The sequence below is a fragment of the Prochlorococcus sp. MIT 0603 genome, from assembly GCF_000760215.1.
Taxonomy (GTDB): Bacteria; Cyanobacteriota; Cyanobacteriia; order PCC-6307; family Cyanobiaceae; genus Prochlorococcus_E.
This window is the reverse complement of sequence record NZ_JNAW01000001.1, coordinates 217,071-234,249: the sequence shown is the minus strand read 5'-3', so window position 1 is coordinate 234,249 and position 17,179 is coordinate 217,071. Positions and strand designations below refer to the sequence as shown.

The window sequence follows — 17,179 nt, the reverse complement described above, 5'->3', positions numbered from 1 at the left end:
AATCAATCTGAAAGTATTTTCGGGACTCTATAAAATTCCCCTTCTCTTTTCGGTGCAAGATTTAAAAGTTTATCTCTAATATCTGAAGAGTCCACGATATCATCTCTCATTACATTTACCACTTCAACTGCTCGCGTAGTTGGAGGGACTTCTTTAGTATCAATCTTCTCAAGTTGAGCAATATATTCTAAAATTTCCTCAAGTTGTTTTGAGTAAGTTCTAATATCTTCTTCAGAAATTGCTAATCGTGCAAGATTAGCAACTTTGCGAACATCATCTGAAGTGATTCTAGTCATGACTCATTAAGAAAATTAATTAAATCCTTACTTAAGGAAGTAGCAGCTATATCAAGGAAGATCTCACCATGGCTAGCATTTGCCAAAAATGGATCTGACCCCATTCTGCCATCTGGGTATCTTTGTCGAAAGTCTTCATAATCATATATAGGGCCACTTGCTGAGGGGGAAGGTAATGAACGTTGTTTATTTAATAAGCTTGGCTCCAAATGAAGAGTTACAGCAATTTCACTAGGTGTTGCATGCTGTCCTTCTTGATCTCCATAAAGATCTCTAGCCTTTCTGAAAACTTCTGGAGACATAAACCAATTCGCCAACTTACATCGAAGGGAATGAGAGACATCTAAATCCATACTTCTTGCACTTCTATATGCCTGGGCAAAAGCAGATTTTGCAGTGGCAATATTACCTCCATGGCCATTAACAAAGAAAATCCTTTCAAATCCATGGATAGCTAGAGATATCACGAGATCATGAATTACCGCAAGCAAAGTTGCTGGTCTTAGGCTCATGGTTCCAGGGAAGCCTAAATGATGCTCTGCCATTCCATATGGTTGAGTAGGTGTTACTAAGACCCCTGTTCTATCTGCTACCTGAAGGGCTACAGCATTTGCTGTTAGAGCATCAGTACCTATTGCTCCAGTAGGTCCATGCTGTTCTGTTGATCCAATGGGAACAATGATTCCTTTGCATTGCTTAAGGTACTCTTCAACCTCTGTCCATGTACAAAGATCTAGCCGCTTAGAAGACTTATTAACAGATGAAGATTGTTGGCTTGTTTCGTTTTTTCCAGACATTTCTTACATTAAATATTTATTGATACTTGAGCTAGGAACAGCTTATAATTGTATCAAATATATTATAAAAATATTATTTTTTGTTCATTATCTTTGAAATCAAATAACTAATTCATCTCTACCAGTTGCCTTTTTTGCGCGCCCTGCTGAGCTGGTCGCACCTGATTTAATTGGATGCTTACTAATAAAACGTCAATCCAATAAAAAATTACTTTGGGGAGTAATTGTTGAGACAGAAGCTTATTCGGAATCTGAGCCTGGATGCCATGGTTACAAAAGTAAAACAACTAAAAATAAAACTCTTTTTGGAGAACCCGGACGTTTATATGTTTATCTAACTTATGGAACATATTATTGCGTCAATATTGTTACTTATAAGGCCAATTATGCTAATGGCGTTCTTCTTAGAGCAATAGCTTTGCCAAATGAAAACGAACGTATTGCATCAGGCCCTGGATTATTAGCAAATAAGTTTGGATTAAACAGAAGTCATGACAATTCACAAATTTCAATAGAGAATGGTTTATGGATTAGCAAAGGTCGATCAGCTCCCACAAATATGAACTCAATTATTCAAACAACAAGAATAGGTATTTCAAAAGCAAAAGATTTACCATGGCGCTGGTATTTAAAAAACAGTCGAAGCATTAGCAAACGAGCAAAAGGTGATAGGTCTCCTTCATCTTTGCAATCATGGAAACCAAGTTTTGACGAGCTTCCATGAGCAATTGGAATCATAAGCACATCATTGACTTATCCTCTTTTTCTTTTGAGGACTACCAAAATGTCATACAACTTGCTAATCGTTTCAAAAAACTGCCCAAATCTGGAGCAAGAAAATTGCCTGCTCTTCAAGGACGTCTAATAACAACTTTATTTTTTGAGCCAAGTACAAGGACTAGAAGCAGTTTTGAGCTTGCTGCAAAGCGCCTTTCAGCAGATGTTCAATCTTTTACCCCTTCAACCAGTTCAATATCCAAGGGCGAAACGCCTCTAGATACCGCAATGACTTATGTCGCAATGGGGGCAGATGTCCTTATTGTTCGCCATAGCTGCACTGGAGTCCCTGAACAATTAGCAAAGTATTTAGATCAAAAAGACAAAAAAGTCGCAATCCTCAATGGTGGAGATGGTTTGCATAGCCACCCAAGTCAAGCTCTTCTTGATTTGTTTACATTGACTGAATTTTTCGACAAGAGCAACCCAGCCCCAAAAAATCTTTTCGGAAAGAAAATTACTATTGTTGGAGACATTCTGCATTCTAGGGTGGCTAGATCAAATCTTTGGAGTCTTACAGGATGTGGTGCAAATATTGCTCTTTGCGGACCACCGACTCTTCTTCCAGATGACTTTGCAAAGTTTGCAGAAGAGCCTCCATCAGGACAAGAAAAAGATCCGATAAAAAGTCGTGGGAAAATATCAATAGTTAGATCACTAAAAGACGCTTTAAAAAATACAGACGCTGTTATTGCTCTAAGACTACAAAAAGAAAGAATGACAGAGAACTTAATTGCAAATTTAGACCAATATCATATCGACTATGGACTTACTCATGAGAAACTTAAGTGGAGCGAAAAACATATCCCTGTCTTACATCCAGGACCTGTTAATAGAGGTATTGAAATTAGCAGTGAATTACTTGATGACAATTCGATATGCTTAGTTGATAATCAAGTCGCAAATGGTATACCTGTAAGGATGGCTCTTCTTTATCTTCTTGCAGCAACAAATAATTAAATAGCTATCAATCAGATTTTTAGAATAATTTCAAACCTTCCATAAACAAGCCATATACAAAGCCCATTCTGAAGCTATCAATCATTGGTATTGAAATTGATTGTTTCTCTTTATTAATATTTCTAAAACGTACTAATATTTCTATAATAACAACCGTGAAAAAAGCTCCTATTGGATCCATTAGAGCAAGTACACCATTAATCATTCCTATTGAGCTTCCTAGAAAGAACGCCGAAAAAAAGATGATAATAAAAAAAGAATACTTTCTCCAAGGATTCTCCGCCCATAAATCTAAGCGTCGAATTATATTTATTAAATTACGATTAAACCCTGTTTCGTGATACTTCATTCTAAAGATCTTTAATAATTATCTGATTAGAGCATTTAATTCCAAATGAATCTAAGCGCTCTCTATCTTAGTTTTAGATTTTGATTTGCCCTCAAGCAATTCATACAAAGCTTCCATTTGTGCCATCACACCTCTAATTTCCCCTGGTTCAGGCAATAAGCCATCATCCAAAACTCCTTGATGCATCTCTCTAAGCTCTTGTCTGACGTATCTAAGATGACTAACAACCTGCTCTCTTTTAGTCTGAGACATGAAAACCTCTAAATTCTTAATAACTCCTTTTACATCATTAATTACCTTCTGGCAGGCAGAACCAAGGAATTGCACATAAAGTTATCATTTAAGGCTTAGGCTTAACTATGTGAGAATAAATCAACAAGGAATTTTTAAAATGAGCACTCAAAATTTTAAAAGATATCTCAAGTCAATAAAGCAACTGAAAAGGAATTGATTCTATATACAATAAAAAACCATGACCAATCAAAACAAGGAAAATGGATGTTCAGATTCAGATGTAAAGATAACAGAAGAACTTCTCTTCACTTTTGATGATAAATCAACTGCTCAACTTGCCGAAAGACTCGAAGAAGAAGATTATCTCAGCCCATTTGAAAGCTTAAATGACTGGCATCTTCTTCGAGCATTAGCTATACATCGGCCAGAATTAACTCTTGATTATCACCATTTAATTGATCAGGAGCCATTTGATGAAGATTGAAGGGCAACAAAAATTAAAAAACCATAGAATCCTTGTTATTGCTTCAGGGAGCATTGCTGCTGTAAAGACTCCCCTTTTAATTAGCCAATTAATAAAAGCTGGGGCTGAAGTTCGCTGCGTGATAACTAGCAGCGCATCTGAATTAGTGAGTCCATTATCTTTGTCAACGCTTAGTAGAAATTATTGCTATCAAGATCAAGATCAATGGGACCCAAAAACCATAAGGCCTCTGCATATAGAGCTATCAGAGTGGGCAAATGTAGTTGTTGTAGCACCATTAAGCGCTTCATCACTTTCCAGATGGGTAAATGGGCTTGGCGAAGGTTTAGCAGCAAGTGTACTTTTAGCTTCAGAGAAACCAGTAATTGCAGTTGCAGCAATGAATACTGCTATGTGGGACAACCCAGCAGTTAAAAAGAACTGGATAGCCCTTAAAGAGTTTAAAAATGTAACCGCATTGTCTCCATCTGAAGGTCTCTTGGCATGCGATCGAATCGGAGAAGGTCGAATGAGTAATCCAGACATAATCCAATTAGCTATAGAGAGTGCAAAGGTTCAGATGGAAAAGAAAGTGGAATTTGAGAAGGACTGGGAAGGAATAAACCTTCTGGTATCTGCTGGGAAAACAATTGAAGACATTGATGCAGCAAGATATATAACTAATAGAAGTAGTGGAAAAATGGGAATTCTTCTTGCTCAAGCCGCAAGATTCAGAGGTGCAACTGTGCATTTAGTCCATGGTGAGCTGCAAATCAAACCATCACTATTAGAAGGTTTGAATAGTTTTCAAGTTAGAAGTGCTCAAGATATGTACAAAACCATGGAAAAACTTCAGAAAGAATCAGATGTAATTGCTATGACAGCAGCAGTGGCAGATATTAAAACAAATACACATGCAAATATTAAAGTCTCCAAGCGTGACCTTTTGGAAACACTGAAAGATAGATTTGAAATCGTTCCCGATTTATTAAAAAATTTAATTTCAAATAAAAAAGAGAATCAAATTTTCCTTGGTTTTGCTGCCTTAACTGGCAGTGATGAAGAAATAAAAAGGCTGGGTATTTCCAAAAAGGACCAAAAAGGATGTGATCTCTTAATGGCAAACCCTATTGACAGATTGAATCAAGGATTTGGATCCGAATTCAATGGAGGTTGGCTTATAGGGCCAGAACAACATGTAGAAAAAATTCCGGTCGATTGCAAATTATCGCTGGCTCATCATTTATTAGATGTGCTAAAAACTAATTTTATTGACCAAATCAAAATAAAATAACAACAGACCCAAGATTTCGTTAACAACGCTTAAAACAGTGAAAATGGCTGTGCCAGAATGAATCCTAGCGAAATTGGCCGTTTTTCAACGCCATAATTAAGCTACGAGTTGTTTAGAGCTGGTAAAGGCTATACATAAGGCGCATTTCCCCCTGTAAGCTCCGAACTGAGTAATAGGGCGGTTTTTATACCGCGTTCATTTGGCCTTTTGGCTTCACATCCATGAGATTTCGTCCTTTGCTAGCCCTGGTGCTTGCTTTCTGTCTCGCCTTTATAGCTGCCCCACTTAGTGTCTCTGCCTCTGGAGAAAGAGGTAATGCAAGATTTGCCGATGTTGTTAATACCGGCAAAGCAAATGATTGCCCAACAATATCTGCTGGATCTCAGGGATCACTCAGTATTGATGGAGGTCTTACTGACATCTGCATGCACCCCAGTGAGGTGTATGTAAAGGTTGCTAAATCAAAAAGAGCAAAAGCTGAGTTTGTACCAGCAAAAATTATTAGCCCAAGAAACAACACAACCGTTGAACAAGTCTATGGTGATGTTTCTGGAAGCACCTTCAAAGAGCAAGGTGGAATTGACTTCCAATTAATCACTGTTCTTTCTCCAACTGGAGAGGAATTTCCCTTTGTCTTCTCTGCTAAATCAATGGCAGTTGATTTTAAAGGAAAATCAATATCGCCAGGTGCTGAAGCATCAGGAACCACTTATACACCTAGCTATCGCACAGGTGACTTCTTAGATCCAAAAAGCCGGGCTAAGGATACAGGTGTTGAATACGCTCAAGGCCTAGTTGCCTTAGGTGGTGATGACGAGGATCTTGCAAAAGAAAACATCAAAAGAGACCTAGATGGCAAAGGGGTAATCACCCTTTCAATTGATAGTGTTGATTCTGATACTCAAGAATTTGCAGGATCTTTTGTAGCCATCCAACCTTCAGATAATGATCTTGGATCTAAAGACCCCGTTGACGTTAAAATCGTTGGCGAACTATATGGTCGCAAAGCCTAAAAGTTAAGCACTTCGTTTTAATCAAAACCGTAAGGCAAACAAAAAGAAGGGAGGCAACTCCCTTTTTTTTGTGATATCACACTAGTTTTTTTTCACCCTATCTGGGAGAATCTCCGGGGGCCAATAAATCAGTAATGACATCCAACCAATCATTATCTAATCCTAGATCTGAAGTTATAGAACCATATGGTGGGAAGCTAGAAAATTTAATGCTTCCAGAAGAATCTCGAGAAGAAAGTAAAGCAGCTGTTTTCACAACATTAGATTGCTCAGATCGTAATGCTTGTGATATTGAGCTGCTTTTAATTGGTGGCTTCTCTCCTCTGCAAGGATTTATGAATCAGGCAGATTATCAATCTGTCGTAAATACGAATAGAACAACATCGGGGTACTTATTTGGTCTACCAATTGTTATGGATACCGACCGTGATGATCTGAACATTGGAGACAGAGTCCTTCTGCGTTATCAAAATCAAGATCTAGCGATATTAACAATTTCAGATAAATGGATACCAGACAAGGTTCTTGAAGCGAAGCAGTGCTATGGAACTACATCGTTAGAGCACCCTGCTGTCAGAATGATTGCAATGGAACGGAAACAATTCTACCTAGGTGGAAAACTCGAAGGATTAAAACTTCCCCATAGAGTTTTCCCTTGCAAAACACCATTAGAAGTTAGAGAGGAACTCCCCATCAATCAAGATGTGGTTGCATTTCAATGCAGAAATCCTATACATCGTGCTCATTACGAACTATTCACCAAAGCTCTCGATGCGAAAAATGTAAGCAAGGGTGCCGTCGTTTTAGTTCATCCAACATGTGGACCCACCCAACAAGACGATATTCCTGGAGAAGTTCGTTTTAAAACTTATGAGCGTCTTGCTGCTGAAGTGAAAAATCCAAATATCAGATGGGCATATCTACCCTACTCAATGCATATGGCTGGTCCTAGAGAAGCGCTGCAGCATATGATCATCCGCAAAAACTATGGGTGTTCACACTTCATAATTGGTCGTGATATGGCAGGTTGCAAATCTCAATTAACAGGAGAAGACTTTTATGGCCCTTATGACGCTCAGAACTTTGCAAAAGAATGTGCTCCAGAGCTAGGAATGCAAACTGTGGCTTCTTTAAATCTTGTTTATACGAAAGAAGAAGGCTATGTCACTGCTGATCATGCTAAGAGTTGTGGTTTAAGCATTAAAAAATTAAGTGGTACTCAATTCAGAGAAATGCTTCGCAATGGAGAAGAGATCCCAGAATGGTTTGCATTTCGTAGTGTGGTGGAAGTACTACGTGGTGGCTAACAGATAACGCATAATTCTATTAAAATTGTTGTATCACGATTAAGACCTTTGAACAAACGCTGGCGAAACATAGCTATCTACTTCCTTATGGTTGTAGTAATAATATTTGTTGGGACTGCCTTTTTAGACAGACCCAATCAACCTCAAGAATCGAGAACACTTAGATATAGTGATTTCATTGAGGCTGTTCAAGAGAAACAAATTAGCAGGGTCTTCATCTCTCCTGATAATGGGACAGCACAGATAATTGAAAATGATGGTACTCGAGCAAAAGTAAATCTTGCTCCTGACAATGATCTCTTGCAACTGCTTACTGAAAACGATGTGGATATTGCAGTTCAACCAACACAACAAGCAAATCCCTGGCAGCAAGCAGCGAGCAGTTTAATCTTTCCAGTACTTCTTTTAGGAGGATTATTTTTTCTATTCAGACGTTCTCAGGGCGGCGGGGGCGGCGGAAATCCAGCAATGAGTTTTGGAAAAAGCAAAGCTCGCTTACAAATGGAGCCTTCTACTCAAGTTACATTTGGAGATGTGGCTGGCATTGAAGGTGCAAAACTAGAACTTTCAGAAGTTGTAGATTTCTTAAAGAATCCTGATCGATTTACTGCCGTTGGAGCAAAGATCCCCAAAGGGGTTCTTCTTGTTGGTCCTCCTGGAACAGGCAAAACTCTTTTAGCTAAAGCTGTTGCTGGAGAAGCTGCAGTACCATTCTTCTCAATATCAGGTTCAGAATTTGTAGAAATGTTCGTTGGTGTAGGAGCAAGTCGTGTAAGAGATCTTTTTGAACAAGCCAAAAAGAATGCTCCATGCATTGTCTTTATTGATGAGATTGACGCAGTGGGACGTCAAAGAGGGGCTGGTCTAGGTGGTGGTAATGACGAAAGAGAGCAGACTCTCAACCAGTTACTCACTGAGATGGATGGGTTTGAAGGCAATACAGGAATTATCATTGTTGCTGCAACTAATAGACCAGATGTTCTGGACTCTGCTCTATTAAGGCCTGGCCGTTTTGACAGGCAAGTCGTTGTTGACAGGCCTGACTATGTAGGGCGTCTTCAAATCCTAAAAGTCCATGCTAGAGAAAAGACTCTTTCAAAAGATGTTGATCTAGATCAAGTTGCAAGGAGAACTCCAGGTTTTACTGGAGCAGATCTGGCCAATTTGCTCAATGAAGCTGCAATTCTAGCTGCCAGAAGAGAGCATACTGAAGTAAGCAATTTAGAAATTGGTGATGCTATTGAAAGAGTAATGGCAGGACCGGAGAAAAAAGACCGTGTAATGAGTAATAAACGTAAAGAATTAGTTGCCTATCACGAAGCTGGTCATGCTCTAGTTGGAGCAGTAATGCCAGATTATGACCCTGTTCAAAAAATCTCGATTATTCCTCGAGGTCAAGCTGGAGGTCTTACATTTTTCACACCCAGCGAAGAAAGAATGGAATCTGGTCTTTATTCAAGGTCTTATTTACAAAATCAGATGGCAGTTGCATTAGGGGGAAGAGTTGCAGAAGAAATAGTCTATGGAGAAGACGAAGTCACAACTGGAGCATCTAATGATCTAAAACAAGTTGCACAAGTTGCAAGGCAAATGGTTACTCGATTTGGGATGAGTGAAAAAATAGGCCCAGTTGCATTAGGCCGTTCACAAGGTGGCATGTTTCTAGGAAGAGATATAGCGGCTGAAAGAGACTTTTCAGAAGATACTGCTGCAACAATTGATGATGAAGTGTCGTCTTTGGTTGATATAGCTTATAAAAGGGCAACTAAAGCACTTGAAGACAATAGATCTGTTCTTGATGAACTTGCTGAAATGCTCGTTGAGAAAGAAACAGTAGATGCGGATGATCTTCAACAATTATTGATCAAACGTGAAGTAAAAGTTGCTGAATACATCTAAAACAAAATCTTATAGATTATGGGAAGCCAAACAAGATGCATTAATTGCTTCGATAACTTCCCAACCTTTAATTGTATTGATAAGAATCTCTGAAGAAGATCTTGAGAGGTTATCAACAGCTTCAATAGTCGATTTAATAAATACTCTAAATTATTCTGGTATTAGAAACATAGAAATAGCCTGGTCAGAGCATCCAAATTGGATTCTTTTTATCAAAGAAATTAGAAATCAATTTAGGGAAATATCTTTTGGAGTAGCATCCATTAACAATACTAAAGCGTTAGAAGTAATTAAAGATCTTGGATTTAGCTTTGCAATGTCACCCTGTTGGAATGAAGAACTTCAATACAAGTCTAGAGAATTAGGGCAATTAGTGATACCTGGTCTATTTTCCCCCACAGAAATTCAACATGCATTTACATGGGGTTTTAGAGTGATTAAACTCTTCCCCGCATCAATTTTAGGGATTGACTATTTAAAACATTTAAAAAATACTTTAACCCCTTTACCACTAATTATTGCAGCTGGTGGAATGGAGATTAAGGATATTAAGCCATGGATTAGTGAAGGTTATAATGCAATTGTTCTAGGTAAATCATTGATAGAAAATAATCACATAGATCCTACTTTCGCTTCATCCATAAAAGCAGTGTTTAAATAAGTTAGAGTCTATTAAATAGAGAAGTCTTATAAGTTACGAAAAGTTTTATAGAAGAATGTAGTGTTTAAGTTGAGAGCTTATCCTTAATCCTTACCACAAGCTGCACTGACCTTGATTCCTTAAGAGGTGATCCGTCAAGACAATGGAAACCATTGCTTCAACCATTGGGACTGCTCTAGGTAAAACACATGGATCATGCCTACCTTTTGCCGCAAGCATAGTTTGATTACCTTCTGAATCAATAGTTTGCTGCTCCTTACGAATTGTCGCTGTTGGTTTAAATCCAACTCTAAGGATGATTGGCTCTCCATTACTAATACCTCCTTGAATGCCTCCTGAATTATTTGAAGCAGTTTTCAAGCCATTCCCATCGGAAGACAAAAAAGCATCATTATGTTCACTCCCTTTTAAGAATGTGCCCCCAAAGCCTGATCCAACTTCAAACCCCTTACTTGCTGGTAAAGACATTAAAGCCTTAGCGAAATCAGCCTCTAATTTGTCAAAGACAGGCATTCCTAGTCCTCCTGGTACATTTCGAACAACACATTCGATCAAACCACCACATGAATCACCTTCCCTACTAATCTCTTCAATCCTTTTGATCATTAAATTTGCAGTTTCAAGATTTGGACAACGAACAATATTTGACTCAATATCTTGAAAACTAATTTGATTTATATCTATCTGAGCTTCTATATCATGAATTCGCCTTACCCAGGCAAGGACCTCGGTTTTATAAGCCTTGTGAAGTATTTGCTTGGCAATTGCTCCAGCTGCAACTCGTCCGATTGTTTCTCGAGCAGAAGCTCTTCCCCCTCCACTAACAGCTTGAACCCCATATTTCAAGTGATAAGTTCCATCAGCATGAGATGGTCTGAAAACATTCTTTATACCCTTGTAATCTCCTGGCCTTTGATCTTGATTCCGTACCATCATTGCTATCGGTGTACCAAGAGTTTTTCTTTCAACTATTCCGCTCAAAATTTCTACTTGATCTAATTCCTTTCTAGGCGTGGTGATTTTACTCTGCCCAGGTCTACGCCGATCAAGTTCATTTTGTATTTTGCCAATATCTAATTCCAATCTAGGAGGACATCCTTCAACGATGACACCAACCCCTCCACCATGAGATTCACCAAATGTGGATACACGGAATAAAGCACCAAAACTACTTCCCATAAATTCTTTAATCTCCTGAATTAAGAAGAGTGTTCTTATCAAAAATCCTAATCAATCATTCGCTCATTTAAAAGGGATTAAAAAAAATCCCCCTCTTAATAATAAAGAGGGGGATCATAATTCAAGCTAAGAGCTTGAGGTTAGTTGATAACTAATTATCCAATTGAAGGAGCAACTAATGCCACAGAAGTGGATTCAGCAGCTGCCAAATCAAGAGGGAAGTTGTGAGCATTACGCTCATGCATCACTTCCATACCGAGGTTTGCACGGTTAAGTACATCTCCCCATGTAGGAACAACTTTTCCATTTGCATCAACCACTGATTGGTTGAAATTGAATCCATTTAGATTGAATGCCATGGTGCAGATGCCCATAGAAGTCAACCAAATACAAACAACTGGGAAAATTGCTAAGAAGAAGTGAAGACTGCGACTATTATTGAAGCTTGCATATTGGAAGATCAAACGACCGAAGTAGCCATGAGCTGCAACGATGTTATAGGTTTCTTCTTCTTGGCCAAACTTATAGCCATAGTTCAAAGATTCAGTCTCGGTGGTTTCACGAATAAGTGAAGAAGTCACCAAAGAACCATGCATTGCTGAGAACAAGCTTCCACCAAACATACCTGCAACACCAGCCATATGGAATGGGTGCATAAGTATATTGTGCTCTGCCTGGAACACAAACATGAAGTTGAATGTTCCTGAGATACCTAAAGGCATTCCATCAGAGAAAGATCCCTGACCAAATGGGTAAACAAGGAAAACAGCGAAAGCCGCAGAAACTGGTGCAGAGTAAGCAACACAGATCCATGGGCGCATACCTAAACGATATGAAAGTTCCCACTGACGGCCCATCCAACCACAAATACCAATGAGGAAGTGGAAAATAACAAGCTGGTAAGGACCGCCGTTATAAAGCCACTCATCAAGAGTTGCAGCTTCCCAAATCGGGTAGAAGTGAAGGCCTATTGCATTACTAGATGGAACAACAGCACCAGAAATGATGTTGTTTCCATAAATGAAAGATCCTGCTACAGGCTCACGGATGCCATCAATGTCAACTGGAGGAGCTGCTATGAAAGCAACTACAAAACAAATTGCTGCCGCTAGAAGGCAAGGGATCATCAATACACCAAACCAACCGACATAGATACGGTTGTCAGTAGAGGTAACCCACTCACAGAACTGCGGCCAACCTTTGAGCAGCGCAGAACGCTGCTGCCTAATGGTGGTCATGAGGACGTGAAATAAGTCCCAAACGGGACATTTTTATGTAAGAACGGGAGTAATAACCCGCCAGGAGGACTTTAAATGAAAAGCTGCAATAACGCGAGGCTTGTTAACAGGTTCTTATTAAGAAAATATAAAAATTGATCCAAACCAAGCCTCAAAAGACTTCAAAAGAATTTCTAAGTAAATAATACAGCCGATGCTTCAATTTCATTAACAAGTCTAAAGATTAAAAAGTCTTAAGAGAGCCATGGATTTCCTCTAAAAACAGATCAACCTTCATTTAAGAACCAATCAAACGATACAAAGCATCTTTCCAAGCAGGATCAAAGGTCAAAACCTCTCTCTTAGTCAAACTCATGGCAATATTTTTCTCTACATATGCAGCTTCATTTATAAAAACTGGCACAACCTCTTCAGATTCTAAAGATTGGTCTAAAAATCTAATCTCATTCCCATTGAGATCTGTAAATAATGGATGACCATATCTGATTGGATACCAATCTCTACCTTGAAGATCACTGTGAATAAATGCTGAAGGTCTTCCTAAAGAATCTCTAGGGAAATCAATGTTTTTTAAATGTCTATGAACTAGAAGCTTTTCGGGAAAAGAAGCACCACAATTAATGTATTTAGAGATCTCTTCAATACAAGATTTGACCGTATGAAATGTCTGGCTAATAATTCGACTATGAAGCAATCCTTGAGGAACAGGGCCTATTTCAACTACAAATCCACAAGGCCAAGACTCAACCATAAAACCTTGTTGAGATAGATCACCTTCATATAAATAAATAGGCACACCAAGTCGGTTTTGAATTAAAGACACTAATGCTAAATCAACTGGACGTCTTCCATAGACAACAAGACTAGTCCCCATAGATGATGTCGTGCTGTGGAGGTCAATAACTATTTGGCATGGGTTAGAACCATATTGACCATACTTATCCACTAATTCTCTAGCTCGATCAATTTCAATGCAATTGACTTGAGACGAATTCAAATTTTCTCGTAGAAAGCTTCTATTTAAATCTCTGTCTAAATACCTTTGAACTTTCTCACGTGCATCAGGATTACCTATCTCAGCAACAACCTTCAAACCGCTTTGATCAATCAGATTTAGATCCTTCTGCCACTGATCAAAAATCCAAGGTGCATTAATTTCATTCCCATGTGTACCTGCAACCAATAACAATTGAATGCTAGACATCACAAATTATCAAGACAATCAGGGATAGTTGAAAATATCTACCAAATAAATCCAATGTCAATACCTCCAGCAATAGTTGCAGCAGCCCGAAATGGTTGGAAGTGGCAATGGAATAAATTAATGAATGGTCTTGCACCTGCTGACCATTCAGGTAATTACAAACGCAAACCTAGCCAGGCAAGGAATTCCACCCCTCCAACAAGAGAAGAGCTCTTACATAGAACGCAAAGTGAATTGCCAGTTTTAATCATCGGAAGAAGCTGCCCGTGGGCACAGAGGACATGGATAATATATGAACTAAGGAATCTGAAAAATAACTTAAACCTTCTAATCGCTTGGGCTGATCATAAAGAAGGTTTATGGAAAATCTCGCCGCCTTGGAAGGGTTACAAAACACTTCTAGAAATTTACAAATTTTGTGATTCACCTCCCACCTATAGGGCAACAGTTCCAGTCCTAATTGATCCAAAACCTGCTAATAAAACAAATCCCTTATTAGTTGGCAATGAGAGTGCGCAACTCTTAGAAACTTTGAATGAATGGCCTGTAGACAATGGCGCACCTAATTTTTACCCAAAAGATCTTCAACCAGAAATCAATGCATGGCAAGAAGCAATCCAAGAGTCAGTAAACAACGGTGTTTATAAATGTGGTTTTGCTAGAAGCCAAGTTGCTTATGAAAAAGCAAGCGAAGAGTTATTTCATTCACTCAAAAATATAGAAGAAAGTCTTTCGATAAAAGGACCTTGGCTATGTGGGGACAAACTTACTCTGGCTGATATAAGATTATTCCCAACAATTATTAGATGGGAAAGTGTTTACTCTCCTTTATTTAGCTGTAGCCAAGAGTTTTTGTCTTCTTTTCCAAAACTGATTGCTTGGCGAAAAAGATTTTATAATCTGCCAAGAGTCTCAAAGACTTGTAATGCATTCCATTGGCGTAATGATTACTTTGGAGCATTATTCCCACTGAATCCAAGCAATATCATCCCAAAAGGACCTAAAATTGAAGAGATAGTTTGATCAAATTCAACTCTTTGCTGTCAAATTAAATCACCTTAGGACAACCATGGAAAATGCCTTATCAATAGAACTTCAAGGAATGTATGGGAAATATGTGATAACAAATGATGATCGGTTAGAAGTAAGAAACTATAGAATTGCACTATTGATATGTGGCTTATCATTCACAGCAGGTTTATCTCATTGGTTGATCATTGGGCAAGGTTATGCATGGATCTGGCTTATTCCAATGACTATTTCCTTGGGATTAGCTTTGAATTGGATTCACATTTATATTCGCTTTCTTCATAGAACTCTTCAATTCTTATGGGCTTTAGGGTCTTTAGGGATTGCTATTCTCATTTTCAAAGGGGATTCTCACGAATTACTATCTAACCTTGCTTCCAGACCGAGCTTAACAATATTGATTGGGCCTTATTTTGCAGCAATGACTGGATTAGGCTTTAAAGAATTCTTTTGTTTTCAACGACCAGAGGCTATTGGATTGACATGCTTACTGCCTATAAGCCTAGGAAGTCATTTTTTGGGAATAATAAGTAATCAAATAGCAATGATATTGATTTGTTTGTCGGCAGGACTGTTATTAATTCTTGCATTAAGAAAATTTGGCATGGATGCAGCTTCGGATATTGGTGACAAAAGTGTTTTTGAATATCTAAAAACGAAGTAAAAACTGCCTCTGGGAATTAGAGCTGTCTCCAAAAAACAATTCGAATTTCTAAATTAACCTTATGAATAACTTTGACTTTAAAACAAACTGCAGCCCTAACAGGCAAAAATGTATCTCAAGCTACAAAGGAAATACATGGTGTTGTAAACCAAACCAACTAATAGTGGCAGAAATCTCTAAAGTATTTAATGTAAATACGTTGAAAGCTAAGGCTTAAAGCAACGAAACAATGAACTCAATCGACGAACACATCCAGAAGGATCAATCAGAGATTCTTTCTGCCAAAGCCGAAGGCAATGCCCCCAAAGCAAGACATCTTGAAGAAGAACTACATTCACTAGAGGAATATAAAGAACACCATCCTGAGGACAAGCACGATCCAAATGCACTAGAGTTATTCTGTGATGCAAATCCAGATGAACCAGAATGTTTGGTTTATGATGATTAAAAAAGTGGGCCTATGCCCACTTTTTTAATGGTTACAAATTCAGACCTTTTTAAAATTTAATAATCCATATTGAAGTCTGAAGGACTTCCAGTAAGTGAACAAACAACTGCTTCTTCATTCTTCATTTCCCTAACCTCTTTAATAGGACGCCCCATACGTCTCAATACTTCAACATCTTGTGGTGTTTGGCATCTAGCGATTACACCACCTTGATCATCAAAACAAGTGTAGAAAGTCATAGAAAAAATAACCTTATACTAGTTATGACCAATTCTGTGAGTATCGACAACCATACATTGGCTATAAAACATAGAAAAATTGTTAAGTCTCTAGTTTTTCCCAAACTTTTTTGAGCAGAAGATCTAAGCCTTCATTCATTGCAGCAGAAATAACAAACAAGTCGTTTCCAAATGAAGGGTTTAAATTTTCTATGAGAACCTCAATCTTTTGCTGATTTATAAGCTCTTTCTTATTCAAGACTAAAATTCTTGGGCGATCGATAAGTCCATGGTCATAAGCTAAAAGTTCTTTCTCAACAACTTGAATATCTTCCAAAGGATCTAAAGATGAAGCATCTACAAGGTGAATCAACAATTTTGTCCGTTCTATGTGCCTTAAGAACTCATGTCCTAATCCAATACCTTGAGCAGCACCAGCTATTAAGCCAGGAATATCAGCAAAAACAGTTCCATCTCCACTTGGCTTGCGTACAACACCAAGGTTGGGAATTAATGTAGTGAAAGGGTAATCAGCAATTTTGGGTCTTGCAGATGAAAGAACAGAAATCAATGTGCTTTTCCCTGCATTTGGCAATCCAATAATTCCTACTTCCGCTAATAATTTTAATTCAAGATTTAATAACCATTCTTCTCCATCCCTACCTTCTGAGAATTTTTCAGGAGCACGGTTTCTATTACTTAAATAATGAGCATTCCCAAGACCTCCATTACCCCCAAAAGCCACCACTAAAGTTTCGCCATGAATTGTCAAATCACCAAATATTATTCCTGTTTCCATATGTCTAACTTCTGTGCCACATGGAACTTTCAAAATAAGATCATTCCCAGATGCACCAGTGCATTTATTAGGACCTCCTCTACAACCATCTTCAGCAAGAATTATTTTTTTGAATTTAAAATCCAATAAAGTTTGAAGATTGGAATCGGCCAGGAATACAACTTTCCCACCATTACCGCCATCTCCCCCTGAAGGGCCACCAGCAGGCACATACTTTTCTCTTCGAAAAGCAACTATTCCATCGCCACCACGTCCGGCTCTAACTGTTATGTGTGCTTGATCTATAAACTGCATTGTCGTGTATTAATAGCAATGAAAGATAGACGAGGTAGGGCTCCTCGATACTTGGG

Annotated in this window: 20 protein-coding genes; 11 read left to right on the top strand and 9 right to left on the bottom strand. The window is 38.4% G+C overall.

The features are described 5' to 3' along the window. Nucleotides 1-2: 2 nt before the first annotated feature. Together gatC and EV07_RS01195 are read right to left on the bottom strand one after the other, a co-directional pair. Entirely contained in the window at nt 3-296 is a 294-nt protein-coding gene (gatC, locus tag EV07_RS01200) for an Asp-tRNA(Asn)/Glu-tRNA(Gln) amidotransferase subunit GatC (RefSeq protein ID WP_036916513.1), read from the bottom strand. Continuing rightward, nucleotides 293-1,093, bottom strand: coding sequence for a creatininase family protein (locus EV07_RS01195; RefSeq protein ID WP_036916512.1), 801 nt, complete (start codon nt 1,091-1,093; stop codon nt 293-295). Before EV07_RS01195 ends, gatC begins: the two co-directional genes overlap by 4 nt. A 103-nt stretch (nt 1,094-1,196) precedes the next feature. Here EV07_RS01195 and EV07_RS01190 point away from each other — a divergent pair, with 103 nt between their 5' ends. Together EV07_RS01190 and EV07_RS01185 are read left to right on the top strand one after the other, a co-directional pair. After that, the gene (locus EV07_RS01190; protein ID WP_052043795.1) at nt 1,197-1,817 is read left to right on the top strand and encodes a DNA-3-methyladenine glycosylase; all 621 of its coding nucleotides are present in this window, start codon (nt 1,197-1,199) and stop codon (nt 1,815-1,817) included. After that, on the top strand, nt 1,814-2,830 hold the full coding sequence (locus EV07_RS01185; protein WP_036916510.1) for an aspartate carbamoyltransferase catalytic subunit: 1,017 nt from the start codon (nt 1,814-1,816) through the stop codon (nt 2,828-2,830). The genes EV07_RS01190 and EV07_RS01185 overlap by 4 nt, the downstream gene beginning before the upstream one ends. Nucleotides 2,831-2,849: 19 nt before the next feature. On the opposite strand, the gene EV07_RS01180 is transcribed toward EV07_RS01185, so the two are convergent. Together EV07_RS01180 and EV07_RS01175 are read right to left on the bottom strand one after the other, a co-directional pair. Beyond that, nucleotides 2,850-3,179 (bottom strand): DUF565 domain-containing protein, encoded by a 330-nt coding sequence (locus EV07_RS01180; RefSeq protein WP_036916509.1) that lies wholly within the window; start codon nt 3,177-3,179, stop codon nt 2,850-2,852. Between the two features lie 51 nt (nt 3,180-3,230). After that, nucleotides 3,231-3,431, bottom strand: coding sequence for a hypothetical protein (locus EV07_RS01175; RefSeq protein WP_036916753.1), 201 nt, complete (start codon nt 3,429-3,431; stop codon nt 3,231-3,233). 220 nt (nt 3,432-3,651) lie between these two features. On the opposite strand from EV07_RS01175, the gene EV07_RS01170 reads away from it, so the two are divergent. From EV07_RS01170 to EV07_RS01145, 6 genes are all read left to right on the top strand, one after another. Further along, entirely contained in the window at nt 3,652-3,897 is a 246-nt protein-coding gene (locus tag EV07_RS01170; protein WP_052043796.1) for a DUF2555 domain-containing protein, read from the top strand. Then, the gene (gene coaBC / locus EV07_RS01165; protein WP_052043797.1) at nt 3,887-5,170 is read left to right on the top strand and encodes a bifunctional phosphopantothenoylcysteine decarboxylase/phosphopantothenate--cysteine ligase CoaBC; all 1,284 of its coding nucleotides are present in this window, start codon (nt 3,887-3,889) and stop codon (nt 5,168-5,170) included. The genes EV07_RS01170 and coaBC overlap by 11 nt, the downstream gene beginning before the upstream one ends. A gap of 221 nt (nt 5,171-5,391) precedes the next feature. Next, complete coding sequence (locus tag EV07_RS01160; RefSeq protein WP_036916508.1) at nt 5,392-6,183, top strand: photosystem II manganese-stabilizing polypeptide; 792 nt, start codon at nt 5,392-5,394, stop codon at nt 6,181-6,183. Nucleotides 6,184-6,317: 134 nt separating this feature from the next. Next, the gene (sat, locus tag EV07_RS01155) at nt 6,318-7,490 is read left to right on the top strand and encodes a sulfate adenylyltransferase (RefSeq protein ID WP_036916507.1); all 1,173 of its coding nucleotides are present in this window, start codon (nt 6,318-6,320) and stop codon (nt 7,488-7,490) included. 48 nt (nt 7,491-7,538) lie between these two features. After that, nucleotides 7,539-9,389, top strand: coding sequence for an ATP-dependent zinc metalloprotease FtsH (gene ftsH, locus EV07_RS01150; RefSeq protein ID WP_036916506.1), 1,851 nt, complete (start codon nt 7,539-7,541; stop codon nt 9,387-9,389). Next, nucleotides 9,373-10,050, top strand: coding sequence for a bifunctional 4-hydroxy-2-oxoglutarate aldolase/2-dehydro-3-deoxy-phosphogluconate aldolase (locus tag EV07_RS01145; protein WP_052043798.1), 678 nt, complete (start codon nt 9,373-9,375; stop codon nt 10,048-10,050). The genes ftsH and EV07_RS01145 overlap by 17 nt, the downstream gene beginning before the upstream one ends. Before the next feature lie 90 nt (nt 10,051-10,140). On the opposite strand, the gene aroC is transcribed toward EV07_RS01145, so the two are convergent. From aroC to EV07_RS01130, 3 genes are all read right to left on the bottom strand, one after another. Beyond that, complete coding sequence (aroC, locus tag EV07_RS01140; protein WP_036916505.1) at nt 10,141-11,229, bottom strand: chorismate synthase; 1,089 nt, start codon at nt 11,227-11,229, stop codon at nt 10,141-10,143. 155 nt (nt 11,230-11,384) lie between these two features. Then, nucleotides 11,385-12,467 carry a photosystem II q(b) protein gene (gene psbA, locus EV07_RS01135; RefSeq protein ID WP_036916504.1) on the bottom strand — a complete coding sequence of 361 codons (1,083 nt, stop codon included), beginning with the start codon at nt 12,465-12,467 and terminating at the stop codon, nt 11,385-11,387. A gap of 277 nt (nt 12,468-12,744) precedes the next feature. Beyond that, nucleotides 12,745-13,671 carry an aspartoacylase gene (locus tag EV07_RS01130; protein ID WP_036916503.1) on the bottom strand — a complete coding sequence of 309 codons (927 nt, stop codon included), beginning with the start codon at nt 13,669-13,671 and terminating at the stop codon, nt 12,745-12,747. A 54-nt stretch (nt 13,672-13,725) separates the two neighbouring features. Between EV07_RS01130 and EV07_RS01125 the strand changes: the two genes are divergently transcribed. The 3 genes from EV07_RS01125 to EV07_RS01115 all read left to right on the top strand — a co-directional run bounded on the left by EV07_RS01125 (nt 13,726) and on the right by EV07_RS01115 (nt 15,812). Beyond that, complete coding sequence (locus EV07_RS01125) at nt 13,726-14,694, top strand: glutathione binding-like protein (protein WP_036916502.1); 969 nt, start codon at nt 13,726-13,728, stop codon at nt 14,692-14,694. A gap of 46 nt (nt 14,695-14,740) precedes the next feature. Continuing rightward, on the top strand, nt 14,741-15,364 hold the full coding sequence (locus EV07_RS01120) for a DUF2301 domain-containing membrane protein (RefSeq protein ID WP_036916501.1): 624 nt from the start codon (nt 14,741-14,743) through the stop codon (nt 15,362-15,364). Between the two features lie 229 nt (nt 15,365-15,593). Next, on the top strand, nt 15,594-15,812 hold the full coding sequence (locus EV07_RS01115) for a CP12 domain-containing protein (RefSeq protein WP_036916500.1): 219 nt from the start codon (nt 15,594-15,596) through the stop codon (nt 15,810-15,812). Nucleotides 15,813-15,868: 56 nt separating this feature from the next. Here the strand turns inward: EV07_RS01115 and EV07_RS01110 are convergent, their stop codons facing one another. After that, on the bottom strand, nt 15,869-16,051 hold the full coding sequence (locus EV07_RS01110) for a hypothetical protein (protein WP_036916499.1): 183 nt from the start codon (nt 16,049-16,051) through the stop codon (nt 15,869-15,871). 82 nt (nt 16,052-16,133) lie between these two features. Next, nucleotides 16,134-17,123 (bottom strand): Obg family GTPase CgtA, encoded by a 990-nt coding sequence (gene cgtA, locus EV07_RS01105; RefSeq protein WP_036916498.1) that lies wholly within the window; start codon nt 17,121-17,123, stop codon nt 16,134-16,136. Nucleotides 17,124-17,179: the final 56 nt, after the last annotated feature.

Excerpts from the sequence above, each read along its gene's own strand:
- gatC (WP_036916513.1), bottom strand. The coding sequence starts at position 296 with ATGACTAGAATCACTTCAGATGATGTTCGCAAAGTTGCTAATCTTGCA.
- EV07_RS01195 (WP_036916512.1), bottom strand. The coding sequence starts at position 1,093 with ATGTCTGGAAAAAACGAAACAAGCCAACAATCTTCATCTGTTAATAAG.
- EV07_RS01185 (WP_036916510.1), top strand. The coding sequence starts at position 1,814 with ATGAGCAATTGGAATCATAAGCACATCATTGACTTATCCTCTTTTTCT.
- EV07_RS01180 (WP_036916509.1), bottom strand. The coding sequence starts at position 3,179 with ATGAAGTATCACGAAACAGGGTTTAATCGTAATTTAATAAATATAATT.
- EV07_RS01175 (WP_036916753.1), bottom strand. The coding sequence starts at position 3,431 with ATGTCTCAGACTAAAAGAGAGCAGGTTGTTAGTCATCTTAGATACGTC.
- EV07_RS01170 (WP_052043796.1), top strand. The coding sequence starts at position 3,652 with ATGACCAATCAAAACAAGGAAAATGGATGTTCAGATTCAGATGTAAAG.
- coaBC (WP_052043797.1), top strand. The coding sequence starts at position 3,887 with ATGAAGATTGAAGGGCAACAAAAATTAAAAAACCATAGAATCCTTGTT.
- EV07_RS01160 (WP_036916508.1), top strand. The coding sequence starts at position 5,392 with ATGAGATTTCGTCCTTTGCTAGCCCTGGTGCTTGCTTTCTGTCTCGCC.
- sat (WP_036916507.1), top strand. The coding sequence starts at position 6,318 with ATGACATCCAACCAATCATTATCTAATCCTAGATCTGAAGTTATAGAA.
- aroC (WP_036916505.1), bottom strand. The coding sequence starts at position 11,229 with ATGGGAAGTAGTTTTGGTGCTTTATTCCGTGTATCCACATTTGGTGAA.
- psbA (WP_036916504.1), bottom strand. The coding sequence starts at position 12,467 with ATGACCACCATTAGGCAGCAGCGTTCTGCGCTGCTCAAAGGTTGGCCG.
- EV07_RS01130 (WP_036916503.1), bottom strand. The coding sequence starts at position 13,671 with ATGTCTAGCATTCAATTGTTATTGGTTGCAGGTACACATGGGAATGAA.
- EV07_RS01125 (WP_036916502.1), top strand. The coding sequence starts at position 13,726 with ATGTCAATACCTCCAGCAATAGTTGCAGCAGCCCGAAATGGTTGGAAG.
- EV07_RS01120 (WP_036916501.1), top strand. The coding sequence starts at position 14,741 with ATGGAAAATGCCTTATCAATAGAACTTCAAGGAATGTATGGGAAATAT.
- EV07_RS01115 (WP_036916500.1), top strand. The coding sequence starts at position 15,594 with ATGAACTCAATCGACGAACACATCCAGAAGGATCAATCAGAGATTCTT.
- EV07_RS01110 (WP_036916499.1), bottom strand. The coding sequence starts at position 16,051 with ATGACTTTCTACACTTGTTTTGATGATCAAGGTGGTGTAATCGCTAGA.
- cgtA (WP_036916498.1), bottom strand. The coding sequence starts at position 17,123 with ATGCAGTTTATAGATCAAGCACACATAACAGTTAGAGCCGGACGTGGT.